This window comes from Escherichia sp. 94.0001 (assembly GCF_013369155.2).
Lineage (GTDB): Bacteria > Pseudomonadota > Gammaproteobacteria > Enterobacterales > Enterobacteriaceae > Escherichia > Escherichia coli_F.
In genome coordinates, this window is record NZ_JABWMS020000001.1 from 168,697 (window position 1) to 190,137 (window position 21,441).

At 52.4% G+C, this 21,441-nt stretch carries 22 protein-coding genes and 1 other RNA gene; 15 read left to right on the forward strand and 8 right to left on the reverse strand.

All coding sequences use genetic code 11. From position 1 onward, the window contains the following. Positions 1-11 precede the first annotated feature (11 nt). Positions 12-195: non-coding RNA, 6S RNA (ssrS, locus tag HEN33_RS00795), on the reverse strand. Positions 196-236: 41 nt separating this feature from the next. Next, complete coding sequence (gene zapA / locus HEN33_RS00800; RefSeq protein WP_001276008.1) at positions 237-566, reverse strand: cell division protein ZapA; 330 nt, start codon at positions 564-566, stop codon at positions 237-239. Between the two features lie 167 nt (positions 567-733). On the opposite strand from zapA, the gene ygfB reads away from it, so the two are divergent. From ygfB to ubiI, 4 genes are read left to right on the forward strand one after another with little or no spacing between them, the layout of a single operon-like run. Continuing rightward, positions 734-1,312, forward strand: coding sequence for a UPF0149 family protein YgfB (gene ygfB / locus HEN33_RS00805; RefSeq protein WP_001295378.1), 579 nt, complete (start codon positions 734-736; stop codon positions 1,310-1,312). Between the two features lie 25 nt (positions 1,313-1,337). After that, positions 1,338-2,663 (forward strand): Xaa-Pro aminopeptidase, encoded by a 1,326-nt coding sequence (pepP, locus tag HEN33_RS00810; RefSeq protein ID WP_087891052.1) that lies wholly within the window; start codon positions 1,338-1,340, stop codon positions 2,661-2,663. After that, positions 2,660-3,838: a 2-octaprenyl-6-methoxyphenyl hydroxylase gene (gene ubiH, locus HEN33_RS00815; RefSeq protein WP_176262821.1), complete on the forward strand. Its 1,179-nt coding sequence runs from the start codon at positions 2,660-2,662 to the stop codon at positions 3,836-3,838. Before pepP ends, ubiH begins: the two co-directional genes overlap by 4 nt. 22 nt (positions 3,839-3,860) lie before the next feature. Continuing rightward, on the forward strand, positions 3,861-5,063 hold the full coding sequence (gene ubiI / locus HEN33_RS00820) for an FAD-dependent 2-octaprenylphenol hydroxylase (RefSeq protein ID WP_176262820.1): 1,203 nt from the start codon (positions 3,861-3,863) through the stop codon (positions 5,061-5,063). A gap of 73 nt (positions 5,064-5,136) precedes the next feature. On the opposite strand, the gene HEN33_RS00825 is transcribed toward ubiI, so the two are convergent. Beyond that, a complete protein-coding gene (locus HEN33_RS00825) occupies positions 5,137-5,220 on the reverse strand; it encodes a hypothetical protein (RefSeq protein ID WP_122633141.1) in 84 nt (27 codons plus the stop codon). Positions 5,221-5,510: 290 nt separating this feature from the next. Here HEN33_RS00825 and gcvT point away from each other — a divergent pair, with 290 nt between their 5' ends. The 4 genes from gcvT to HEN33_RS00845 all read left to right on the forward strand — a co-directional run bounded on the left by gcvT (position 5,511) and on the right by HEN33_RS00845 (position 10,986). After that, entirely contained in the window at positions 5,511-6,605 is a 1,095-nt protein-coding gene (gene gcvT, locus HEN33_RS00830; protein ID WP_000068706.1) for a glycine cleavage system aminomethyltransferase GcvT, read from the forward strand. A gap of 22 nt (positions 6,606-6,627) precedes the next feature. Next, entirely contained in the window at positions 6,628-7,017 is a 390-nt protein-coding gene (gcvH, locus tag HEN33_RS00835) for a glycine cleavage system protein GcvH (RefSeq protein ID WP_001295377.1), read from the forward strand. 118 nt (positions 7,018-7,135) lie between these two features. Next, entirely contained in the window at positions 7,136-10,009 is a 2,874-nt protein-coding gene (gene gcvP / locus HEN33_RS00840) for an aminomethyl-transferring glycine dehydrogenase (RefSeq protein ID WP_000194991.1), read from the forward strand. A 233-nt stretch (positions 10,010-10,242) separates the two neighbouring features. After that, positions 10,243-10,986, forward strand: a complete 744-nt coding sequence (locus HEN33_RS00845) for an SDR family oxidoreductase (protein WP_105271618.1) — start codon at positions 10,243-10,245, stop codon at positions 10,984-10,986. Positions 10,987-11,042: 56 nt separating this feature from the next. Here HEN33_RS00845 and bglA read toward each other — a convergent pair whose 3' ends face one another. Further along, entirely contained in the window at positions 11,043-12,476 is a 1,434-nt protein-coding gene (bglA, locus tag HEN33_RS00850) for a 6-phospho-beta-glucosidase BglA (RefSeq protein ID WP_176262819.1), read from the reverse strand. 44 nt (positions 12,477-12,520) lie between these two features. Here bglA and yqfB point away from each other — a divergent pair, with 44 nt between their 5' ends. Both yqfB and trhA read left to right on the forward strand, forming a co-directional pair. Next, positions 12,521-12,832, forward strand: a complete 312-nt coding sequence (yqfB, locus tag HEN33_RS00855) for a N(4)-acetylcytidine aminohydrolase (RefSeq protein WP_001182952.1) — start codon at positions 12,521-12,523, stop codon at positions 12,830-12,832. A gap of 163 nt (positions 12,833-12,995) precedes the next feature. After that, positions 12,996-13,655 carry a PAQR family membrane homeostasis protein TrhA gene (trhA, locus tag HEN33_RS00860; RefSeq protein WP_000250283.1) on the forward strand — a complete coding sequence of 220 codons (660 nt, stop codon included), beginning with the start codon at positions 12,996-12,998 and terminating at the stop codon, positions 13,653-13,655. Positions 13,656-13,685: 30 nt separating this feature from the next. Here the strand turns inward: trhA and HEN33_RS00865 are convergent, their stop codons facing one another. The 3 genes from HEN33_RS00865 to ygfZ are packed head-to-tail and all read right to left on the reverse strand — an operon-like array spanning position 13,686 to position 16,456. Next, on the reverse strand, positions 13,686-14,153 hold the full coding sequence (locus HEN33_RS00865) for a hypothetical protein (protein WP_105271616.1): 468 nt from the start codon (positions 14,151-14,153) through the stop codon (positions 13,686-13,688). A gap of 24 nt (positions 14,154-14,177) precedes the next feature. Further along, the gene (locus tag HEN33_RS00870) at positions 14,178-15,449 is read right to left on the reverse strand and encodes a hypothetical protein (RefSeq protein ID WP_176262818.1); all 1,272 of its coding nucleotides are present in this window, start codon (positions 15,447-15,449) and stop codon (positions 14,178-14,180) included. A gap of 26 nt (positions 15,450-15,475) precedes the next feature. Beyond that, entirely contained in the window at positions 15,476-16,456 is a 981-nt protein-coding gene (ygfZ, locus tag HEN33_RS00875) for a tRNA-modifying protein YgfZ (RefSeq protein WP_103253718.1), read from the reverse strand. A gap of 251 nt (positions 16,457-16,707) precedes the next feature. Between ygfZ and sdhE the strand changes: the two genes are divergently transcribed. Together sdhE and HEN33_RS00885 are read left to right on the forward strand one after the other, a co-directional pair. Continuing rightward, entirely contained in the window at positions 16,708-16,974 is a 267-nt protein-coding gene (gene sdhE, locus HEN33_RS00880) for an FAD assembly factor SdhE (protein WP_000354046.1), read from the forward strand. Next, complete coding sequence (locus tag HEN33_RS00885; protein ID WP_105276711.1) at positions 16,955-17,362, forward strand: protein YgfX; 408 nt, start codon at positions 16,955-16,957, stop codon at positions 17,360-17,362. Before sdhE ends, HEN33_RS00885 begins: the two co-directional genes overlap by 20 nt. Before the next feature lie 39 nt (positions 17,363-17,401). On the opposite strand, the gene fldB is transcribed toward HEN33_RS00885, so the two are convergent. Further along, positions 17,402-17,923 carry a flavodoxin FldB gene (fldB, locus tag HEN33_RS00890; protein ID WP_001055874.1) on the reverse strand — a complete coding sequence of 174 codons (522 nt, stop codon included), beginning with the start codon at positions 17,921-17,923 and terminating at the stop codon, positions 17,402-17,404. Positions 17,924-18,034: 111 nt separating this feature from the next. Here fldB and xerD point away from each other — a divergent pair, with 111 nt between their 5' ends. Genes xerD through recJ form a run of 3 tightly spaced genes read left to right on the forward strand, consistent with a single transcriptional unit; the run spans position 18,035 to position 21,405 of the window. Continuing rightward, a complete protein-coding gene (gene xerD / locus HEN33_RS00895) occupies positions 18,035-18,931 on the forward strand; it encodes a site-specific tyrosine recombinase XerD (RefSeq protein WP_000806645.1) in 897 nt (298 codons plus the stop codon). A 24-nt stretch (positions 18,932-18,955) separates the two neighbouring features. Further along, positions 18,956-19,666, forward strand: a complete 711-nt coding sequence (gene dsbC, locus HEN33_RS00900; RefSeq protein ID WP_000715223.1) for a bifunctional protein-disulfide isomerase/oxidoreductase DsbC — start codon at positions 18,956-18,958, stop codon at positions 19,664-19,666. 5 nt (positions 19,667-19,671) lie between these two features. Further along, positions 19,672-21,405 carry a single-stranded-DNA-specific exonuclease RecJ gene (gene recJ, locus HEN33_RS00905; RefSeq protein ID WP_000813234.1) on the forward strand — a complete coding sequence of 578 codons (1,734 nt, stop codon included), beginning with the start codon at positions 19,672-19,674 and terminating at the stop codon, positions 21,403-21,405. The last annotated feature ends 36 nt before the right edge of the window (positions 21,406-21,441 follow it).

The window sequence follows — 21,441 nt, forward strand, 5'->3', positions numbered from 1 at the left end:
CAGATAAGAAGGGAATCTCCGAGATGCCGCCGCAGGCTGTAACCCTTGAACCCTTGGTTCAAGGTGAATGTGTCGTCACAGTTTTAAGGCTTCTCGGACGGACCGAGCATGCTCACCAACCGCGGAGCGCCACATTCTTGTGGTATGAAATATCGGCTCAGGGGACTGGCCCGCTTGCGAACATCTCAGAGAAATTTTGTCTTCACGGTTACTCTACCACAGTAAACCGAAAAGTGTCATTCAAAGTTTTGGTTAGTTTTTTCGGTGATGCGACCTTGTTCAAGTAACGCTTGTTCTATGGTCTGCTGCAGCATCCGAATACGCTGTTCCATGCTTGCCGCGTAATCACGAGTCTTCGCTTTTTCTTGCGCTAACTCATAGCTGATATTCAATGCGGCAATGAAGACCAACTGTTCAGTATTTGTGACTCTAGTGCGTTCTTTCAGATCTTGCAACCGTTGGTTCAGATCGTCCGCTGCCTGATTCAACGCATCCCTTTGGTCAGGCGGGCAGTTCACACGCAGTGAACGGCCAAAAATTTGGATATCGACGGGTTGTGCAGACATGCCACCTTCCTGCTGATTGACTGCGCTGCCTTCGTCTTTAGACCCATGGTCTGCGAAGGGGCGACACTATAGCTACCCTGATGAGAAGAGACAAGCCCTTTTCTGGTCCACCAGGGCCCAAAGTGGTAGCATATCATGAATATTCCTCCCTTTGACGACGAATGCTTATGTCTATACAGAACGAAATGCCTGGTTACAACGAAATGAACCAGTATCTGAACCAACAAGGGACGGGTCTGACCCCTGCTGAGATGCATGGTTTAATCAGTGGGATGATATGTGGTGGTAACGATGACAGCTCATGGCTGCCGCTGCTTCACGACCTGACGAACGAAGGCATGGCTTTCGGTCATGAGCTGGCACAGGCATTGCGCAAAATGCACTCTGCTACCAGCGATGCCCTGCAGGATGACGGCTTCCTTTTTCAGCTTTATCTGCCTGATGGCGATGATGTCAGCGTTTTCGATCGGGCTGATGCGCTGGCAGGTTGGGTTAATCACTTCCTGCTTGGTCTTGGCGTTACGCAACCGAAGCTGGACAAAGTGACCGGCGAAACCGGTGAAGCCATCGACGATCTGCGTAACATCGCGCAGCTGGGCTACGACGAAGACGAAGATCAGGAAGAGCTGGAAATGTCGCTTGAAGAGATCATCGAGTACGTCCGTGTTGCCGCGCTGTTATGCCACGACACCTTTACTCATCCGCAACCGACCGCGCCAGAAGTACAAAAACCGACTCTACACTAAAAACAAAAAACGTAAGGAGAGTGTTATGAGTGAGATATCCCGGCAAGAATTTCAGCGTCGCCGTCAGGCCCTGGTAGAGCAAATGCAACCTGGCAGCGCCGCGCTGATTTTCGCGGCACCAGAAGTGACCCGTAGCGCCGACAGCGAATACCCCTATCGTCAGAACAGTGACTTCTGGTACTTCACCGGTTTTAACGAACCGGAAGCGGTGCTGGTGCTGATTAAAAGTGATGACACTCATAACCATAGCGTTCTGTTTAACCGCGTTCGCGACCTGACGGCAGAGATCTGGTTTGGTCGCCGTTTAGGTCAGGATGCTGCGCCGGAAAAACTGGGCGTTGATCGCGCACTGGCGTTCAGCGAAATCAATCAGCAGCTTTATCAATTGCTTAATGGTCTGGACGTGGTTTATCACGCTCAGGGCGAATATGCGTATGCTGATGAAATTGTGAATAGCGCGCTGGAAAAACTGCGTAAAGGCTCGCGACAAAATCTCACCGCACCGGCAACGATGATCGACTGGCGTCCCATTGTTCATGAAATGCGCCTGTTCAAATCACCAGAAGAGATTGCCGTACTTCGCCGCGCGGGGGAAATCACCGCCCTGGCGCATACCCGGGCGATGGAAAAATGCCGTCCGGGAATGTTCGAGTACCACCTGGAAGGCGAAATTCACCACGAATTTAACCGCCACGGTGCGCGCTATCCTTCCTATAACACCATTGTCGGCAGCGGTGAAAACGGCTGCATTCTGCACTACACCGAAAACGAGAGTGAACTGCGCGACGGTGACCTGGTGTTGATTGACGCGGGTTGTGAATACAAAGGTTACGCGGGCGATATTACCCGCACCTTCCCGGTCAACGGCAAATTCACCCAGGCCCAGCGTGAAATCTACGACATTGTGCTGGAGTCTCTTGAAACCAGCCTGCGGCTGTATCGTCCGGGAACTTCCATTCAGGAAGTCACTGGTGAAGTGGTGCGCATCATGGTTAGCGGTCTGGTAAAACTCGGCATCCTGAAAGGTGATGTTGATGAACTGATCGCTCAGAACGCCCATCGTCCTTTCTTTATGCATGGCCTTAGCCACTGGTTAGGACTGGATGTCCATGACGTTGGCGTTTATGGCCAGGATCGCTCGCGCATTCTGGAACCGGGCATGGTACTGACCGTAGAGCCGGGGCTGTATATTGCGCCGGATGCAGAAGTGCCAGAACAATATCGCGGTATCGGCATTCGTATTGAAGACGACATTGTGATTACCGAAACCGGTAACGAAAACCTCACCGCCAGCGTGGTGAAAAAGCCGGAAGAAATCGAAGCGTTGATGGCAGCTGCGAGAAAGCAATGAGCGTAATCATCGTCGGTGGCGGCATGGCGGGCGCGACGCTGGCGCTGGCTATTTCCCGGTTAAGTCACGGGGCGCTGCCGGTACATTTGATTGAAGCGACCGCGCCAGAGTCTCATGCTCATCCGGGCTTTGATGGACGAGCTATTGCGCTGGCGGCGGGTACTTGTCAGCAACTGGCGCGCATCGGCGTCTGGCAATCTCTGGCTGATTGCGCAACCGCCATCACCAGCGTGCATGTCAGCGATCGTGGTCATGCCGGATTCGTCACCCTCGCCGCAGAAGATTACCAACTGGCGGCGCTGGGGCAGGTTGTCGAATTGCATAATGTCGGGCAACGGCTGTTTGCATTGCTGCGCAAAGCACCTGGCGTAACGCTGCATTGCCCTGATCGCGTGGCTAACGTTGCCCGTGCTCAGAGTCACGTTGAAGTGACGCTGGAGAGTGGCGAGACGCTGACGGGCTGCGTGCTGGTAGCCGCTGATGGCACCCATTCCGCGTTAGCCACCGCGTGCGGCGTTGACTGGCAGCAGGAGCCTTACGAACAACTGGCTGTGATTGCTAACGTTGCGACTTCCGTTGCGCACGAAGGGCGCGCTTTTGAACGCTTTACGCAACATGGCCCGCTGGCGATGTTGCCGATGTCTGACGGACGCTGTTCGCTGGTCTGGTGTCATCCACTGGAACGGCGCGAAGAGGTGCTGTCGTGGAGCGACGAGACGTTTTGCCGTGAACTCCAGTCGGCCTTTGGTTGGCGACTTGGGAAAATTACCCACGCTGGTAAACGCAGTGCTTACCCGCTGGCGTTAACCCGCGCCGCCAGACCTGTTACCCATCGTACCGTGCTGGTGGGCAATGCGGCGCAAACTCTGCACCCGATTGCCGGGCAAGGGTTCAACCTCGGTATGCGAGATGTGATGAGCCTTGCGGAAACGCTGACTCAGGCTCAGGCACGTGAAGATGACATCGGTGATTACGGCGTATTGTGCCGTTATCAGCAGCGTCGGCAGAGCGATCGAGAAGCAACCATCGGCGTCACGGACAGCCTTGTACATCTTTTTGCCAACCGTTGGACGCCGCTGGTTGTCGGGCGCAACATCGGGCTGATGGCAATGGAATTATTCACTCCGGCACGCGATGTGCTGGCGCAGCGCACCCTCGGTTGGGTGGCGCGTTGAAGGCGGTTTTAAGGAATAAACAATGCAAAGTGTTGATGTAGCCATTGTTGGCGGCGGCATGGTGGGGCTGGCGGTTGCCTGCGGCTTGCAGGGCAGCGGCTTACGCGTTGCCGTACTGGAGCAGCGCGTACCGGAACCTCTGGCGGCGGATGCACCACCACAACTGCGCGTTTCGGCTATCAATGCCGCCAGCGAAAAATTACTCACCCGTCTTGGCGTCTGGCAGGAGATTCTCTCCCGCAGAGCCAGTTGCTATCACGGCATGGATGTGTGGGACAAAGACAGTTTTGGTCACATTTCGTTTGACGATCAAAGCATGGGCTATAGCCATCTTGGGCATATCGTTGAAAATTCAGTCATTCACTACGCGCTGTGGAACAAAGCACAGCAGTCCTCAGATATCAGCCTGTTAGCCCCTGCAGAATTACAGCAGGTCGCCTGGGGAGAGAACGAAACCTTCCTGACGCTGAAAGACGGCAGCATGTTAACGGCGCGTCTGGTGATTGGCGCAGACGGCGCTAATTCCTGGTTGCGCAACAAAGCCGATATTCCGCTGACTTTCTGGGATTATCAGCATCACGCGCTGGTGGCGACCATTCGCACGGAAGAACCGCATGATGCGGTGGCGCGACAGGTTTTCCATGGCGAAGGCATTCTGGCCTTTTTGCCGCTTAGCGATCCGCATCTTTGCTCAATTGTCTGGTCACTGTTCCCAGAGGAAGCACAGCGGATGCAGCAGGCAGGCGAAGACGAATTTAATCGCGAGTTAAATATCGCTTTTGATAATCGCCTGGGCTTATGCAAGGTTGAGAGTGAACGCCTGGTGTTCCCGCTGATTGGGCGTTATGCGCGCCAGTTTGCCGCGCACCGTCTGGCGCTGGTGGGCGACGCCGCGCATACCATTCACCCGTTGGCGGGGCAGGGGGTGAATCTCGGCTTTATGGATGCTGCAGAGCTGATTGCTGAACTGAAACGGTTGCATCGTCAGGGTAAAGACATCGGTCAGTACATTTACCTGCGTCGCTATGAGCGTAGCCGCAAGCACAGTGCGGCGCTGATGCTGGCAGGTATGCAGGGATTCCGCGATCTGTTTTCCGGGGCTCATCCGGCGAAAAAACTGCTGCGTGATATTGGCCTGAAACTGGCCGACACGCTTCCTGGCGTTAAGCCACAACTTATTCGTCAGGCAATGGGATTAAACGATTTGCCTGAATGGCTGCGCTAAAAATTTCTCTTCTGCTGTTTATTTGATACCCATCACACTTTCATCTCCCGGTTTTTTCGCCGGGAGATTTTCCTCATTTGAAATAAACTAATTTCACCTCCGTTTTCGCATTATATTTTCTAATGTCACGAATTTTTGATTTGGTGTTTTTTGACATTTTTTCAGTTCTTAATGTTGCCTTATTCAAATTAACTTTCTCATCTAATTATCTTTGTATAGAGATTGGTTCTTTTTTTGGTTTTTTATTCTGTTGTGATTTTGGCGTTTTTTAACCATAAGCTAATGTGATGATCAATTTTACCTTATGGTTAACAGTCTGTTTCGGTGGTAAGTTCAGGGAAAAGAGAACGATTGCGTTGGGGACCGGGAGTGGCTCCGATGCTGGGTTTCGTGGTGATAATTTCACCATGAAAAAGTTGTCAGCCCCGCTTATTCAATGAGGACAAGATGGCACAACAGACTCCTTTGTACGAACAACACACGCTTTGCGGCGCTCGCATGGTGGATTTCCACGGCTGGATGATGCCGCTGCATTACGGTTCGCAAATCGACGAACATCATGCGGTACGTACCGATGCCGGAATGTTTGATGTGTCACATATGACCATCGTCGATCTTCGCGGCAGTCGCACCCGGGAGTTTCTGCGTTATCTGCTGGCTAACGATGTGGCGAAGCTCACCAAAAGCGGCAAAGCCCTTTACTCGGGGATGTTGAATGCCTCTGGCGGTGTGATAGATGACCTCATCGTTTACTACTTTACTGAAGATTTCTTCCGCCTCGTTGTTAACTCCGCCACCCGCGAAAAAGACCTCTCCTGGATTACCCAACACGCTGAACCTTTCGGCATCGAAATTACCGTTCGTGATGACCTCTCCATGATTGCCGTACAAGGGCCGAATGCGCAGGCAAAAGCTGCCACACTGTTTAATGATGCTCAGCGTCAGGCGGTGGAAGGGATGAAACCCTTCTTTGGCGTGCAGGCGGGCGATCTGTTTATTGCCACCACCGGTTATACCGGTGAAGCGGGCTACGAAATTGCGCTGCCCAATGAAAAAGCGGCGGATTTCTGGCGTGCGCTGGTGGAAGCGGGCGTTAAGCCCTGCGGTCTGGGCGCGCGTGACACGTTGCGTCTGGAAGCGGGTATGAATCTGTATAGCCAGGAGATGGACGAAACTATTTCTCCTTTAGCCGCCAACATGGGCTGGACCATCGCCTGGGAACCGGCTGATCGTGACTTTATCGGTCGTGAAGCTCTGGAAGCGCAGCGTGAACATGGCACAGAAAAACTAGTTGGTCTGGTGATGACCGAAAAAGGCGTGCTGCGTAATGAACTACCGGTACGTTTTACCGATGCGCAGGGCAATCAGCATGAAGGCATTATCACCAGCGGTACTTTCTCCCCGACGTTGGGTTACAGCATTGCGCTGGCACGCGTGCCGGAAGGTATTGGCGAAACGGCGATTGTGCAAATTCGCAACCGTGAAATGCCGGTAAAAGTGACGAAACCTGTTTTTGTGCGTAACGGCAAAGCCGTCGCGTGATTTACTTTTTGGAGATTAATTGATGAGCAACGTACCAGCAGAACTGAAATACAGCAAAGAACACGAATGGCTGCGTAAAGAAGCCGACGGCACTTACACTGTTGGCATCACTGAGCACGCTCAGGAGCTGTTAGGCGATATGGTGTTTGTTGACCTGCCGGAAGTGGGCGCAACGGTAAGCGCGGGCGATGACTGCGCGGTTGCCGAATCGGTAAAAGCGGCGTCAGACATTTATGCGCCAGTAAGCGGTGAAATCGTGGCGGTAAACGACGCACTGAGCGATTCTCCGGAACTGGTGAACAGCGAACCGTATGCAGGCGGCTGGATCTTCAAAATCAAAGCCAGCGATGAAAGCGAACTGGAATCACTGCTGGATGCGACCGCATACGAAGCATTGTTAGAAGACGAGTAACGGCTTTATTCCTCTTCTGCGGAAGAGGATTAGGGTGAGGAACATTTACGCCTCACCCTCACTCTCTTCGCAAGGAGAGAGGTTCACAATTCACTGCACGTTTCAGGAACCATCGCTCATGACACAGACGTTAAGCCAGCTTGAAAACAGCGGCGCTTTTATTGAACGCCATATCGGACCGGACGCCGCGCAACAGCAAGAAATGCTGAATGCCGTTGGCGCACAATCGTTAAACGCGCTGACCGGCCAGATTGTGCCGAAAGATATTCAGCTTGCGATACCACCGCAGGTTGGCGCACCGGCGACCGAATACGCCGCGCTGGCGGAACTCAAGGCTATTGCCAGTCGCAATAAACGCTTCACGTCTTACATCGGCATGGGTTACACCGCCGTGCAGCTACCGCCGGTTATCCTGCGTAACATGCTGGAAAATCCGGGCTGGTATACCGCGTATACTCCGTATCAACCTGAAGTCTCCCAGGGCCGCCTTGAAGCACTGCTCAACTTCCAGCAGGTAACGCTGGATTTGACCGGGCTGGATATGGCTTCGGCTTCTCTTCTTGACGAAGCCACTGCTGCTGCCGAAGCAATGGCGATGGCAAAACGCGTCAGTAAACTGAAAAATGCCAACCGCTTCTTCGTTGCTTCTGACGTGCATCCGCAAACCTTAGATGTAGTACGTACACGCGCAGAAACCTTTGGTTTTGAAGTAATTGTCGATGATGCACAAAAAGTGCTCGATCACCAGGACGTCTTCGGCGTGCTGTTACAGCAGGTCGGCACTACCGGTGAAATTCACGACTATACCGCGCTTATCAGCGAACTGAAATCACGCAAAATTGTGGTCAGCGTCGCCGCCGATATTATGGCGCTGGTGCTGTTAACCGCGCCGGGTAAACAGGGCGCGGATATTGTCTTTGGTTCGGCGCAACGCTTCGGCGTGCCGATGGGCTACGGTGGCCCACATGCGGCATTCTTTGCGGCGAAAGATGAATACAAACGCTCAATGCCGGGCCGTATTATTGGTGTATCGAAAGATGCTGCGGGCAATACCGCGCTGCGCATGGCGATGCAGACTCGCGAGCAACATATTCGCCGTGAGAAAGCGAACTCCAACATTTGTACTTCCCAGGTACTGCTGGCAAACATCGCCAGCCTGTATGCCGTTTATCACGGCCCGGTTGGCCTGAAACGTATCGCTAATCGCATCCACCGTCTGACCGATATCCTGGCAGCGGGCCTGCAACAAAAAGGTCTGAAGCTGCGCCATGCGCACTATTTCGATACTTTGTGTGTGGAAGTGGCCGACAAAGCGGGCGTGCTGGCGCGTGCCGAAGCGGCTGAAATCAACCTGCGTAGCGATATTCTGAATGCGGTGGGGATCACCCTTGATGAAACCACCACGCGCGAAAACGTGATGCAGCTTTTCAGCGTACTGCTGGGCGATAATCACGGACTGGACATCGACACGCTGGACAAAGACGTGGCTCACGACAGCCGTTCTATTCAGCCTGCAATGCTGCGCGATGACGAAATTCTCACCCATCCGGTGTTTAATCGCTACCACAGCGAAACCGAAATGATGCGCTATATGCACTCGCTGGAGCGTAAAGATCTGGCGCTGAATCAGGCGATGATCCCGCTGGGTTCCTGCACCATGAAACTGAACGCCGCCGCCGAGATGATCCCAATCACCTGGCCGGAATTTGCCGAACTGCACCCGTTCTGCCCGCCGGAACAGGCCGAAGGTTATCAGCAGATGATCGCGCAACTGGCTGACTGGCTGGTGAAACTGACCGGTTACGACGCCGTCTGTATGCAGCCGAACTCTGGCGCTCAGGGCGAATACGCGGGGCTGCTGGCGATTCGTCATTATCATGAAAGCCGCAACGAAGGGCATCGCGATATCTGCCTGATCCCGGCTTCTGCGCACGGCACTAACCCGGCTTCCGCGCATATGGCAGGAATGCAGGTGGTGGTTGTGGCGTGTGATAAAAACGGCAACATCGATCTGACTGACCTGCGCGCGAAAGCGGAGCAGGCGGGCGATAATCTCTCCTGCATTATGGTGACCTATCCTTCCACCCACGGCGTGTACGAAGAAACGATCCGTGAAGTGTGTGAAATCGTGCATCAGTTCGGCGGTCAGGTTTACCTTGATGGCGCGAACATGAACGCCCAGGTTGGCATCACTTCGCCGGGCTTTATTGGCGCGGACGTTTCGCACCTTAACCTGCATAAAACTTTCTGCATTCCGCACGGCGGTGGTGGTCCGGGTATGGGACCGATCGGCGTGAAAGCGCATTTGGCACCGTTTGTTCCGGGTCATAGCGTGGTGCAAATCGAAGGCATGTTAACCCGTCAGGGCGCGGTTTCTGCGGCACCGTTCGGTAGCGCTTCTATTCTGCCAATTAGCTGGATGTACATCCGCATGATGGGCGCAGAAGGGCTGAAAAAAGCAAGCCAGGTGGCAATCCTCAACGCCAACTATATTGCCAGCCGCCTGCAGGATGCCTTCCCGGTGCTGTATACCGGTCGCGACGGTCGCGTGGCGCACGAATGTATTCTCGATATTCGCCCGCTGAAAGAAGAAACCGGCATCAGCGAGCTGGATATTGCCAAGCGCCTGATCGACTACGGTTTTCACGCGCCGACTATGTCGTTCCCGGTGGCGGGGACGCTGATGGTAGAACCGACTGAATCTGAAAGCAAAGTGGAACTGGATCGCTTTATCGATGCGATGCTGTCTATCCGCGCAGAAATCGACCAGGTGAAAGCCGGTGTTTGGCCGCTGGAAGATAACCCGCTGGTGAACGCGCCGCACATTCAGAGCGAACTGGTCGCCGAGTGGGCGCATCCGTACAGCCGTGAAGTTGCAGTATTCCCGGCAGGCGTGGCAGACAAATACTGGCCAACAGTGAAACGTCTGGATGATGTTTATGGCGACCGTAACCTGTTCTGCTCCTGCGTACCGATTAGCGAATACCAGTAATTTACTGATCCGACTATCTTCTAAAGGCGCTTCGGCGCCTTTGACACTGATGTCAAACTCAACATTGCCTGATACACCTCGTTTATCAGGCCTACATAGTCTGTGCAATGTATTGAATTTGCACGATTTTGTAGGCTGGATAAGGCGTTCACGCCGCATCCGGCATAATAAAAGCACTTTGTCATCAATAATTTGAAAGGCGCTTCGGCGCCTTTATTTTTTTAGGAAAACAAATGACTATAGCACTTGTGACCGGTGGCAGTCGCGGCATCGGGCGGGCAACTGCATTACTGTTGGCGCAAGAAGGATATACGGTGGCGGTTAATTATCAGCAAAACCGCCACGCAGCGCAGGAAGTTGTGAACTTAATAACTGAAGCAGGTGGCAAAGCGTTTGCGCTCCAGGCGGATATCAGCGACGAAAATCAGGTCATCGCAATGTTTACAGCAATCGATCAGCACGATGAACCGCTAGCCGCGCTGGTCAATAACGCCGGGATCTTGTTTACCCAGTGCACCGTAGAAAACCTTACCGCAGAGCGAATCAACCGGGTACTTTCCACCAATGTGACGGGATATTTTCTCTGTTGCCGCGAGGCGGTAAAACGCATGGCGCTTAAAAATGGCGGTAATGGCGGTGCTATCGTCAACGTCTCTTCAGTGGCCTCACGGCTGGGATCTCCGGGGGAATACGTTGATTATGCGGCCTCGAAAGGGGCGATTGATACGTTAACCACAGGGCTGTCGCTGGAAGTCGCCGCGCAGGGGATCCGCGTTAACGGCGTGCGGCCAGGGTTTATTTATACCGAAATGCACGCCAGCGGTGGCGAACCTGGACGCGTTGATCGCGTTAAGTCGAACATCCCCATGCAGCGTGGCGGACAGGCGGAAGAGGTCGCGCAGGCCATCGTCTGGCTGTTAAGTGATAAAGCCTCTTATGTCACGGGAAGTTTTATCGATTTGGCGGGTGGAAAATAAAACAGGAAAGTTATCTGACCGGATGCAACGAGTATTGCATCCGGTACTTCATCGACTTAAAGCTTCTCGCCGTTGCTGGCAATCACCTCTTTGTACCAGTCAAAGCTCTTCTTACGTGAACGCGACATATCGCCAGTACCGTCGTCATGTTTATTCACATAGATAAAGCCGTAGCGTTTGCTGTACTGCCCGGTGGTGAAAGATACACAGTCGATGCAGCCCCACGGTGTGTAGCCCATCAGGTCCACGCCATCGTAAGTCACCGCTTTTTTCATCTCTTCGATATGGGCGCGCAGGTAATCAATGCGGTAGTCGTCGTTGATGCTGCCGTCTTCTTCCACTTTGTCGTAAGCGCCAAAACCGTTTTCGACAATAAACAGCGGCTTCTGATAACGCTCATACAGTTCGCATAGTGCATAGCGCAGACCCACCGGATCAATCTGCCATCCCCAGTCCGACGCTTTAACAAATGGGTTCGGTACACTGCCTTCAAAACCAGAGATCGCATCGCCGGTGCCGCCTTCGGCCTTCACTGCGTTGGTCATGTAATAGCTGAAACCAAGATAATCGCAGGTGCCTTCACGCAGTACATCGAGATCGCCGTCTTCCATTTTGATGTTAAATCTGCGACGCTCCCACTCGTTCAACACATACGACGGGTAATAGCCGCGTAGCTGCACATCGGTAAAGACGTAGCGTTCGCGCATCGACTCCTGAGCGAACATCACATCGTCCGGGTTACAGGAGTAGGGATAGAGCGGCACCATCGCCAGCATACAGCCGACTTTCATCTCCGGGTTAATACGACGCGCGGCTTTCACCGCCAGGGCGCTGGCGACAAACTGGTGATGCAGCACCTGATACATCGTCTCTTCCGGGTTTTCATGTTCGGTATACACCACGCCAGAGCAGCAGTAACCGAACAGAGGTGCACGCCAGTTACGCTGGTTGTTAATTTCGTTGAAGGTCATCCAGTATTTGACTTTATGCTTATAGCGTTCAAATACCACTTCCGCGAAACGTACAAAGAAATCAACCACTTTACGGTTAGTCCAGCTACCGTATTGCTGCACCAGATGCAGCGGCATTTCAAAGTGGGAGAGGGTGATCACCGGTTCGATGTTGTATTTCAGCAGTTCATCGAACATATCATCGTAGAACTTCAGCCCTTCTTCGTTTGGCTGAGTTTCATCACCTTTTGGGAAAATGCGCGTCCAGGCGATGGAAGTGCGAAAACATTTGAAGCCCATTTCGGCAAATAGCTTGATGTCTTCCTTGTAGTGACCATAAAAATCAACGGCTTCATGGTTTGGATAGTATTTTCCTGGCAAGACTTCTTTGGTGATTTCGCGCGGCACGCCGTGTGCGCCACCGGTCAGAACGTCACAAATGCTCGGCCCTTTGCCGCCTTTGTTCCAGCCGCCTTCGACCTGATGAGCGGCAACTGCGCCGCCCCATAAGAAATCTTTCGGTAAGGTGAGTTTTTTCACTATCATAGGCTCCAGATGAGTCAATTCTTACAGGAAATAGTACCATGCAGCCAAACGACATCACTTTTTTTCAACGTTTCCAGGATGACATTCTGGCTGGGCGTAAAACCATCACCATCCGCGACGAGTCTGAATCGCACTTCAAAACGGGTGATGTGCTTCGTGTCGGGCGCTTTGAAGATGACGGTTATTTTTGCACGATTGAAGTCACTGCAACCTCAACCGTAACGCTGGATACACTGACGGAAAAACATGCAGAGCAGGAAAATATGACCCTGACTGATCTGAAAAAGGTCATTGCCGATATCTATCCCGGCCAGACACAGTTTTATGTGATTGAATTTAAATGCCTTTAAATTGAACTCACGCCTGTTAGTTGAAATTTCGCATTTAATTTCATGATTTTTCGGAGATTAGTCTCAAATCAGAATTTATTTTAGCTAACAGGTGTTCACTGGAACTATTCTCAGTTACGCTGGAGAGGTATACATGTGCGTGTACGTTTCTCCGGAGTAAGTTATGGTTCAGAAGCCCCTCATTAAGCAGGGATATTCGCTGGCAGAGGAAATTGCCAACAGCGTCAGTCACGGCATTGGGTTGGTGTTTGGTATCGTTGGGCTGGTGTTGCTACTGGTTCAGGCGGTGGATCTCAATGCCAGCGCCACAGCGATAACCAGTTACAGCCTCTATGGCGGCAGTATGATCCTGCTGTTTCTTGCTTCGACGCTTTATCACGCCGTTCCCCATCAACGGGCAAAAATGTGGCTGAAGAAATTTGACCACTGTGCCATTTATCTATTGATTGCCGGAACCTACACGCCGTTTTTGCTGGTGGGGCTGGATTCTCCGTTAGCGCGCGGGTTGATGATTGTTATCTGGAGCCTGGCGCTGTTGGGGATTCTGTTCAAGCTGACCATCGCGCACCGATTCAAAATTTTATCTCTGGTGACTTATCTGGCGATGGGCTGGCTGTCGCTGGTGGTGATTTATGAAATGGCCGTTAAGCTCGCGGCGGGCAGCGTTACCTTACTGGCGGTAGGCGGAGTGGTTTATTCGCTCGGGGTGATTTTCTATGTCTGCAAACGCATTCCGTACAATCATGCCATCTGGCACGGCTTTGTGCTCGGCGGCAGCGTGTGCCACTTTCTGGCGATCTATTTGTATATTGGGCAGGCGTAATAATTTACCCCAGCCGTGTCAGGCTGGGGATTAAGCATTTTGGCAGTTATCAAGCAAAATCCACATATTTGGCTCATCATAACCTGCAATCGCGCCGAGAATGTTTGCTCCTGGCCCTAAACTGACACCGTGTAAATAGGACGTTTTTATATTGGCACAGAACAAGCGATCGCCAATGCGGCAGATAGTCCCTTGTGGGTAAAAGTACTGAATGGTGGCTTGTATAGCCATTCCGGGAACATACTTCAGTTTCTCTTCGTGCCATTTTTCACGTTCAACTGCGGTGGCTTCTTGCCACACAGACTCGAATTGCTCGCAGGTAATGATTTCGCAATCATTATGTGTATCAACATACTGATCGGCCAGGTAGGGTCCCAAACATGAAACATCAATTTTTCCGCTGGACTCCTCAATAGTTACCTGACGTAATGCCGTTCCTTCTTCATCTACCTCAAACCAAATCTTAAAACCTTCAAAATCGACAAATATGTAGATCATTCTCTTTCTTTCCTGAAAGATTTGTTAATGCGACGTATCTGGCCACTGCCAGCATAAAATCCCTTTGCTACTTATCTGCGCCAGCTCGCGGCGCCATGGATGACTGAATGTCGGCGAAAATCCGGCAATTAAACCTGCCCGTGATCCTTGTTCTATATCCCAGACAGACAGTCCCTCCGCATTGGCTGAAAACAGATGGATGCCATCGGAAAAAAATCGTCCACCGGCTCCTGCAATGGGCGAAATCTCGTCAGAGGAAATATGACAAAGAAAGGCAACCTGGTTTTTTGCTGATGCTTTGTTGGAAAGGAGCACCTGAATTACGAATTGCTCATCATTTATCCAACTAATGCCAATATCCCAGTCTTCCCGCTGGAGGGGAAAATTTTGCGCCCGGACTTTATCTTCTGTTTCCCAGACGTTACCAGAAAGCCAATTTTCAGGTTCGAAGTGGGCAAGCACGCCAACGGGACTCCATACCCAGCCATCATCAAGCATCCAGGTACCTGATGGTGAGAGATAAAGACCTCCGTGAAAATAATCGAGATAATGCGCTGGCTGTTCTTCACCGCTCTGGTAGGTTGTCGGACCCCGTGCAGTCAGTAAACGGCCCGTTTCAGGATCGGAGGCATCCAGACGGTTCCATGCTGTGCGGTGAATTATCACGGGGCGTTCATTATGAATGATAAAACTTAGCGAGAAAGGAACGGTTTCCGGGTGATAGTCTCCGCCATCCAGCGTCATAGTGATGCGCTTTTCCAGCAGATCGATAACAAGGCCGTAGCGCCCATAATCATGAACTAACGCCGCGAAACGCCCGGATGGATCGCAATGCAGGCGGGGCGTAAGATGCCGATTGCACCATGCCTCGTCCGTTTCTTCGGGTAGCGAGACTGACATCAGCGTTTTTCGGAGCCCGGTGTCCGGGTCGAAAATAGCCAGCTCATGAGAGGCACTGTAGAGCAACCAGTACCTGTCCGGCAGTGCAGTCATGGTTAACACGGGAGTGCCGGAAAGTTCTATAAAGCGAACAGGAGGTAAATGAGATACCGGGCATTCGTGAACAGTGATTTCACCAGAAACACCGTCAAGATATCCCTCCTGATTGATTAACTTAAGCTCATCCTGCCCAATACGCCTGACATTTAATTTTACGCCTTCGTGGGTGACGTCTTTACGGCACGCCTCACACAGAAGAAAGGACTCGGGACCCTTCCTCGTAAAGTACCAATAATAATCGCTTTCGGGATTCGCGAGTAAATGTTCGCATGCGCTAACGTTACTATTATCGTCCATGATCAATTTTCCTTTGGCTGTTAACGCTACTCTTCCAGCGAATAGGGCAGCGGCTCGATATGCAATGTATTCGCATCGTCGCGTACGCGGAAGATGCTGTCCGGTTCCATATCGTTATTCATGACGACCTGTACCACGACCTGACCATCTTCCAGTTTTACCGCAGCCAGCACCGTACCGGTACGACGCCAGTTCTCGCCCATTTTCAGCTCTAAATCTTCACCCGCTTCCGGCAGTCGGCTGGCGCTACCTGCCAGCAGCCAGAGGGCACGTTTGTTGGCACCGCGGAATTTAGCTCGTGCCACCATCTCTTGTCCGGTATAACAGCCTTTTTTAAAGCTGATGCCGCCCAGCGCCTGGAGGTTGGTCGCCTGTGGGATAAACTGCCCGCTGTTGGCGGCATCAATCACCGGAAAACCCGCTTCAATGTTTAATGCCAGCCACTGTTGGCTATTGTTCAGTTCCGCTTCACCGCGCAGTTTATCGGTCAGCGTATTGGCGGTAGCTTCATCGGTTACGATCAGGAAACGTTCTGCTGGGTGTTCAAACCATAGCAGGGTAGTCGCACCTTCTCTGATAACCTGCTTTTCCTTCGAAGGTAATTCACTAAAGAGATTTGCCAGCGCAGCGCGTGCCTGAAAACCGGCAACACCAAGCAGCACACGCTCGTCGTCTGGCGCGATGGTCACTTTAGAGAACACCGCATATTTTTTCAGTTCAGTCAGTTGCGACTCGCGCACGCTGCGCCGTTCAATCCACGCAAAGCCGTCGCCGTCGCGGAACAGACGTAAATTGCTCCACATTTTACCTTTGGCGTCGCAATGGGCGGCGAGCAGGTGCTGATCTTCTGTCATCTGGCTGACATCTGCTGTCACCTGACCCTGCATATATTTTTCGCTGTCCGTGCCAGTAATGGTGGCAAGCGCCCAGTCATCAAGCGTCATCAGCGTCAGCGGTAAACGGGCAGAAGCCGTAGGCTGACGGGGAGGAAAAGGTGTAAAAGCCATAATGGAGTCCTGTTTTACAAACGGCGTATTTATGACTAATGGTAAAAGAGCTATGAGGCAATGCAAGTGCTTTCACTACGCGATCTGTGCCTTCTGATATGCTTTGCGAGGCGACTTCCAAAAAAATGAAGCCCTTGAAATATTGTGGGTTAATTTCGCGATCGCGATTGTGTTTACTGATATTCCCGCAAAAGAAGTCGAAAAACACGTTACAATAGCCTGGTACTGGATTTTCGTGAGACAGGAAGAAGATGGACATTAATAACAAAGCCCGCATTCACTGGGCATGCCGCCGTGGTATGCGCGAACTCGATATTTCAATCATGCCGTTTTTCGAACATGAGTACGACAGCTTAAGCGATGACGAAAAACGCATCTTTATTCGTTTGCTGGAGTGTGACGATCCGGACCTGTTTAACTGGCTGATGAATCACGGTAAACCGGCCGATGCAGAGCTGGAAATGATGGTCCGACTCATCCAGACACGGAACCGGGAACGTGGTCCTGTGGCAATCTGATCTGCGCGTCTCCTGGCGCGCGCAGTGGCTTTCCTTGCTGATCCACGGGCTGGTTGCCGCTGTTATTTTACTCATGCCCTGGCCGCTCAGTTACACCCCGTTATGGATGGTGTTACTTTCGCTGGTGGTGTTTGATTGCGTTCGCAGCCAGCGACGCATTAATGCTCGCCAGGGAGAAATTCGCCTGTTGATGGACGGGCGTTTGCGTTGGCAAGGGCAGGAGTGGAGCATCGTCAAAGCGCCGTGGATGATTAAGAGCGGCATGATGCTGCGTTTACGTTCTGACAGCGGTAAACGGCAACATTTATGGCTGGCAGCCGACAGCATGGACGAAGACGAATGGCGGGATTTACGGCGGATATTGTTGCAACAAGAGACGCAAAGATAAAGATGACGGCAAAGCCTGTGCGCTAAGCCGTCAGTGACGTCAGGCGTAATGCTCTGCCATTTCGTTGAGGATTTGCTCGCACCAGCTCTGAATACGCTCGTCGCTAAGGTCATACTGATTAGTTTCGTCCAGCGCCAGACCCACGAACAGTTGCCCGTCAGCAATCACCGGTTTCGGGCTGGTAAACTCATATCCTTCCGTTGGCCAGTAGCCGACGAACTTCACGCCTTTGGTCGAGAGTTTGTCATGCAGCATGCCGAGCGCATCGAGGAACCACTCGCCGTACCCCAGTTGATCGCCAAGCCCATACAGCGCAACAATTTTACCTTCGAGATTCAGGTCGTCGAGCTGATCCCAGACGGCTTCCCAGTCTTCCTGGATTTCGCCAAAATCCCAGGTCGGGATACCCAGAATGAGCACATCGTACTGCTCCATTAATTTCGGGGAGTCGTCCTTGAGGTTATGTAAGGTCACCAGTTCTGGGCCGATAATATCGCGGATTTTTTCTGCCGCCATTTCGGTATAACAGGTGCTGGAACCATAAAAAAGACCCATATTCATAACGTAAGCTTCTCGATTCTGCTGTGGCTTTTGCGGCTAGTGTATCAGAATCGCTTTAGTCACGGCACAATAAGGCATAATGGATCAAATGAGTGACCATAAGGGGCGCAAGTGAAACAGGATCTGGCACGCATCGAGCAGTTTCTTGATGCTCTGTGGCTGGAAAAAAATCTGGCTGAAAATACGTTGAACGCATACCGTCGCGATCTGTCAATGATGGTGGAGTGGTTGCATCACCGCGGGTTGACGCTGGCGACGGCGCAAAGTGACGATTTGCAGGCATTACTGGCAGAACGGCTGGAGGGCGGGTATAAAGCCACCAGCTCAGCGCGTTTGCTGAGTGCAGTGCGACGATTGTTCCAGTATCTTTATCGCGAAAACTTTCGTGAAGACGATCCCAGCGCGCATCTGGCTTCGCCGAAATTGCCCCAGCGTTTGCCAAAAGATTTAAGCGAAGCGCAGGTCGAACGATTATTACAGGCACCATTAATTGATCAGCCACTGGAGCTGCGCGATAAAGCCATGCTTGAAGTGTTGTATGCTACCGGGCTGCGTGTCTCTGAACTGGTCGGGCTGACAATGAGTGATATCAGCCTGCGTCAGGGCGTAGTGCGGGTCATTGGTAAAGGCAACAAAGAACGCCTTGTGCCGTTAGGTGAAGAGGCGGTTTACTGGCTGGAAACTTATCTGGAACACGGGCGACCGTGGTTGCTAAACGGTGTGTCGATTGACGTGTTGTTTCCCAGCCAGCGCGCGCAGCAGATGACGAGACAAACCTTCTGGCACCGCATTAAACATTATGCTGTGCTGGCGGGGATCGACAGCGAAAAGCTGTCACCGCATGTGTTGCGTCACGCCTTTGCCACTCATTTATTAAATCATGGTGCGGATTTACGCGTGGTTCAGATGCTACTGGGCCACAGCGATCTTTCCACCACGCAAATTTATACGCATGTCGCTACCGAGCGTCTGCGGCAACTTCATCAACAGCATCACCCGCGGGCGTGATGTCTGAAAAGAACGGGAAGATTTATGAAGAAAGGTTTTATGTTATTTACGTTGTTGGCGGCGTTTTCTGGTTTTGCTCAGGCTGATGACGCGGCAATTCAACAAACGTTAGCCAAAATGGGCATCAAAAGCAGTGATATTCAGCCTGCGCCCGTGGCTGGTATGAAGACAGTTCTGACTAACAGCGGTGTGTTGTACATCACTGATGATGGTAAACATATCATTCAGGGACCAATGTATGACGTTAGCGGAACGACTCCGGTCAATGTCACTAATAAGATGTTGTTAAAGCAGCTGAACGCGCTTGAAAACGAGATGATCGTTTATAAAGCGCCGCAGGAAAAACACGTCATTACCGTGTTTACTGATATTACCTGTGGTTACTGCCACAAACTGCATGAGCAAATGGCAGACTACAACGCGCTGGGGATCACCGTGCGTTATCTTGCTTTCCCTCGCCAGGGGCTGGAGAGCCAGGCTGAGCAACAAATGAAAGCCATCTGGTGTGCGAAAGATAAAAAGAAAGCGTTTGATGATGTGATGGCGGGTAAAGCTGCCACTCCGGCAAGTTGCGATATCGATATTGCCGATCATTACGCACTTGGCGTCCAGCTTGGCGTTAGTGGCACTCCGGCAATTGTGCTGAGCAATGGCACACTTGTTCCGGGTTACCAGCCGCCGAAAGAGATGAAAGAATTCCTCGACGAACACCAAAAAATGACCAGCGGTAAATAATTCGCGTGAAACAACAGATACAACTTCGTCGCCGTGAAGTCGATGAAACGGCAGACTTGCCCGCTGAATTGCCTCCCTTGCTGCGCCGTTTATATGCCAGCCGGGGAGTACGCAGTGCGCAAGAACTGGAACGTAGTGTAAAAGGTATGCTGCCCTGGCAGCAACTGAGCGGCGTCGAAAAGGCCGTTGAGATCCTTTACAACGCTTTTCGCGAAGGAACGCGGATTATGGTGGTCGGTGACTTCGACGCCGACGGTGCCACCAGCACGGCTCTAAGCGTGCTGGCGATGCGCTCGCTTGGTTGCAGCAATATCGACTACCTGGTACCAAACCGTTTCGAAGACGGTTACGGCTTAAGCCCGGAAGTGGTCGATCAGGCCCATGCCCGTGGCGCGCAGTTAATTGTCACGGTGGATAACGGCATTTCCTCCCATGCGGGGGTTGAACATGCTCGATCGTTGGGCATTCCGGTTATTGTTACCGATCACCATTTGCCGGGCGAAACATTACCCGCGGCGGAAGCGATCATTAACCCTAACTTGCGCGACTGCAATTTCCCGTCGAAATCACTGGCAGGCGTGGGTGTGGCGTTTTATTTAATGCTGGCGCTGCGCACCTTTTTGCGTGATCAGGGCTGGTTTGATGAGCGTGGTATCGCAATTCCTAACCTGGCAGAACTGCTGGATCTGGTCGCGTTGGGGACAGTGGCAGACGTCGTGCCGCTGGATGCTAATAATCGCATTCTGACCTGGCAGGGGATGAGTCGCATCCGTGCCGGAAAGTGCCGTCCAGGGATTAAAGCGTTGCTGGAAGTGGCCAACCGCGATGCGCAAAAACTCGCCGCCAGCGATTTAGGTTTTGCGCTGGGGCCACGTCTCAATGCAGCCGGGAGACTGGATGATATGTCCGTTGGTGTGGCGCTGTTGTTGTGCGACAACATCGGCGAAGCGCGAGTACTGGCAAATGAACTCGATGCGCTAAACCAGACGCGAAAAGAGATCGAACAGGGAATGCAGGTTGAAGCCCTGACCCTGTGCGAGAAACTGGAGCGCAGCCGCGACACGCTACCCGGCGGCCTGGCAATGTATCACCCGGAATGGCATCAGGGCGTTGTCGGTATTCTGGCTTCGCGTATTAAAGAGCGTTTTCACCGTCCGGTTATCGCTTTTGCGCCTGCGGGTGACGGTACGCTGAAAGGTTCCGGTCGCTCCATTCAGGGGCTGCATATGCGTGATGCGCTGGAGCGGCTAGACACACTCTACCCCGGCATGATGTTGAAGTTTGGCGGTCATGCGATGGCGGCAGGCCTGTCGCTGGAAGAGGATAAATTCGAACTCTTTCAGCAACGGTTTGGCGAACTGGTTACTGAGTGGCTGGACCCTTCGCTATTGCAAGGCGAAGTGGTGTCAGACGGTCCGCTAAGCCCAGCCGAAATGACCATGGAAGTGGCGCAGCTGCTGCGCGATGCTGGCCCGTGGGGGCAGATGTTCCCGGAGCCGCTGTTTGACGGTCATTTCCGTCTGCTGCAACAGCGACTGGTGGGTGAACGTCATTTGAAAGTCATGGTCGAACCGGTCGGCGGCGGTCCGCTGCTGGACGGTATTGCTTTTAATGTCGATACCGCCCTCTGGCCGGATAACGGCGTGCGCGAAGTGCAACTGGCTTACAAGCTGGATATCAACGAGTTTCGTGGCAACCGCAGCCTGCAAATTATCATCGACAATATCTGGCCAATTTAGCGTCATATTATCTATAAAAAAGAGCGTGGATTCGGT

Bases quoted from the DNA above. Each gene is read 5' to 3' on its own strand.
- ygfB (WP_001295378.1), top strand. From the start codon at position 734: ATGTCTATACAGAACGAAATGCCTGGTTACAACGAAATGAACCAGTAT.
- gcvP (WP_000194991.1), top strand. From the start codon at position 7,136: ATGACACAGACGTTAAGCCAGCTTGAAAACAGCGGCGCTTTTATTGAA.
- ubiH (WP_176262821.1), top strand. From the start codon at position 2,660: ATGAGCGTAATCATCGTCGGTGGCGGCATGGCGGGCGCGACGCTGGCG.
- sdhE (WP_000354046.1), top strand. From the start codon at position 16,708: ATGGACATTAATAACAAAGCCCGCATTCACTGGGCATGCCGCCGTGGT.
- HEN33_RS00870 (WP_176262818.1), bottom strand. From the start codon at position 15,449: ATGGACGATAATAGTAACGTTAGCGCATGCGAACATTTACTCGCGAAT.
- yqfB (WP_001182952.1), top strand. From the start codon at position 12,521: ATGCAGCCAAACGACATCACTTTTTTTCAACGTTTCCAGGATGACATT.
- zapA (WP_001276008.1), bottom strand. From the start codon at position 566: ATGTCTGCACAACCCGTCGATATCCAAATTTTTGGCCGTTCACTGCGT.
- gcvH (WP_001295377.1), top strand. From the start codon at position 6,628: ATGAGCAACGTACCAGCAGAACTGAAATACAGCAAAGAACACGAATGG.
- HEN33_RS00865 (WP_105271616.1), bottom strand. From the start codon at position 14,153: ATGATCTACATATTTGTCGATTTTGAAGGTTTTAAGATTTGGTTTGAG.
- pepP (WP_087891052.1), top strand. From the start codon at position 1,338: ATGAGTGAGATATCCCGGCAAGAATTTCAGCGTCGCCGTCAGGCCCTG.
- fldB (WP_001055874.1), bottom strand. From the start codon at position 17,923: ATGAATATGGGTCTTTTTTATGGTTCCAGCACCTGTTATACCGAAATG.
- ygfZ (WP_103253718.1), bottom strand. From the start codon at position 16,456: ATGGCTTTTACACCTTTTCCTCCCCGTCAGCCTACGGCTTCTGCCCGT.
- HEN33_RS00825 (WP_122633141.1), bottom strand. From the start codon at position 5,220: ATGTCAAAAAACACCAAATCAAAAATTCGTGACATTAGAAAATATAAT.
- trhA (WP_000250283.1), top strand. From the start codon at position 12,996: ATGGTTCAGAAGCCCCTCATTAAGCAGGGATATTCGCTGGCAGAGGAA.
- dsbC (WP_000715223.1), top strand. From the start codon at position 18,956: ATGAAGAAAGGTTTTATGTTATTTACGTTGTTGGCGGCGTTTTCTGGT.
- gcvT (WP_000068706.1), top strand. From the start codon at position 5,511: ATGGCACAACAGACTCCTTTGTACGAACAACACACGCTTTGCGGCGCT.
- HEN33_RS00845 (WP_105271618.1), top strand. From the start codon at position 10,243: ATGACTATAGCACTTGTGACCGGTGGCAGTCGCGGCATCGGGCGGGCA.
- ubiI (WP_176262820.1), top strand. From the start codon at position 3,861: ATGCAAAGTGTTGATGTAGCCATTGTTGGCGGCGGCATGGTGGGGCTG.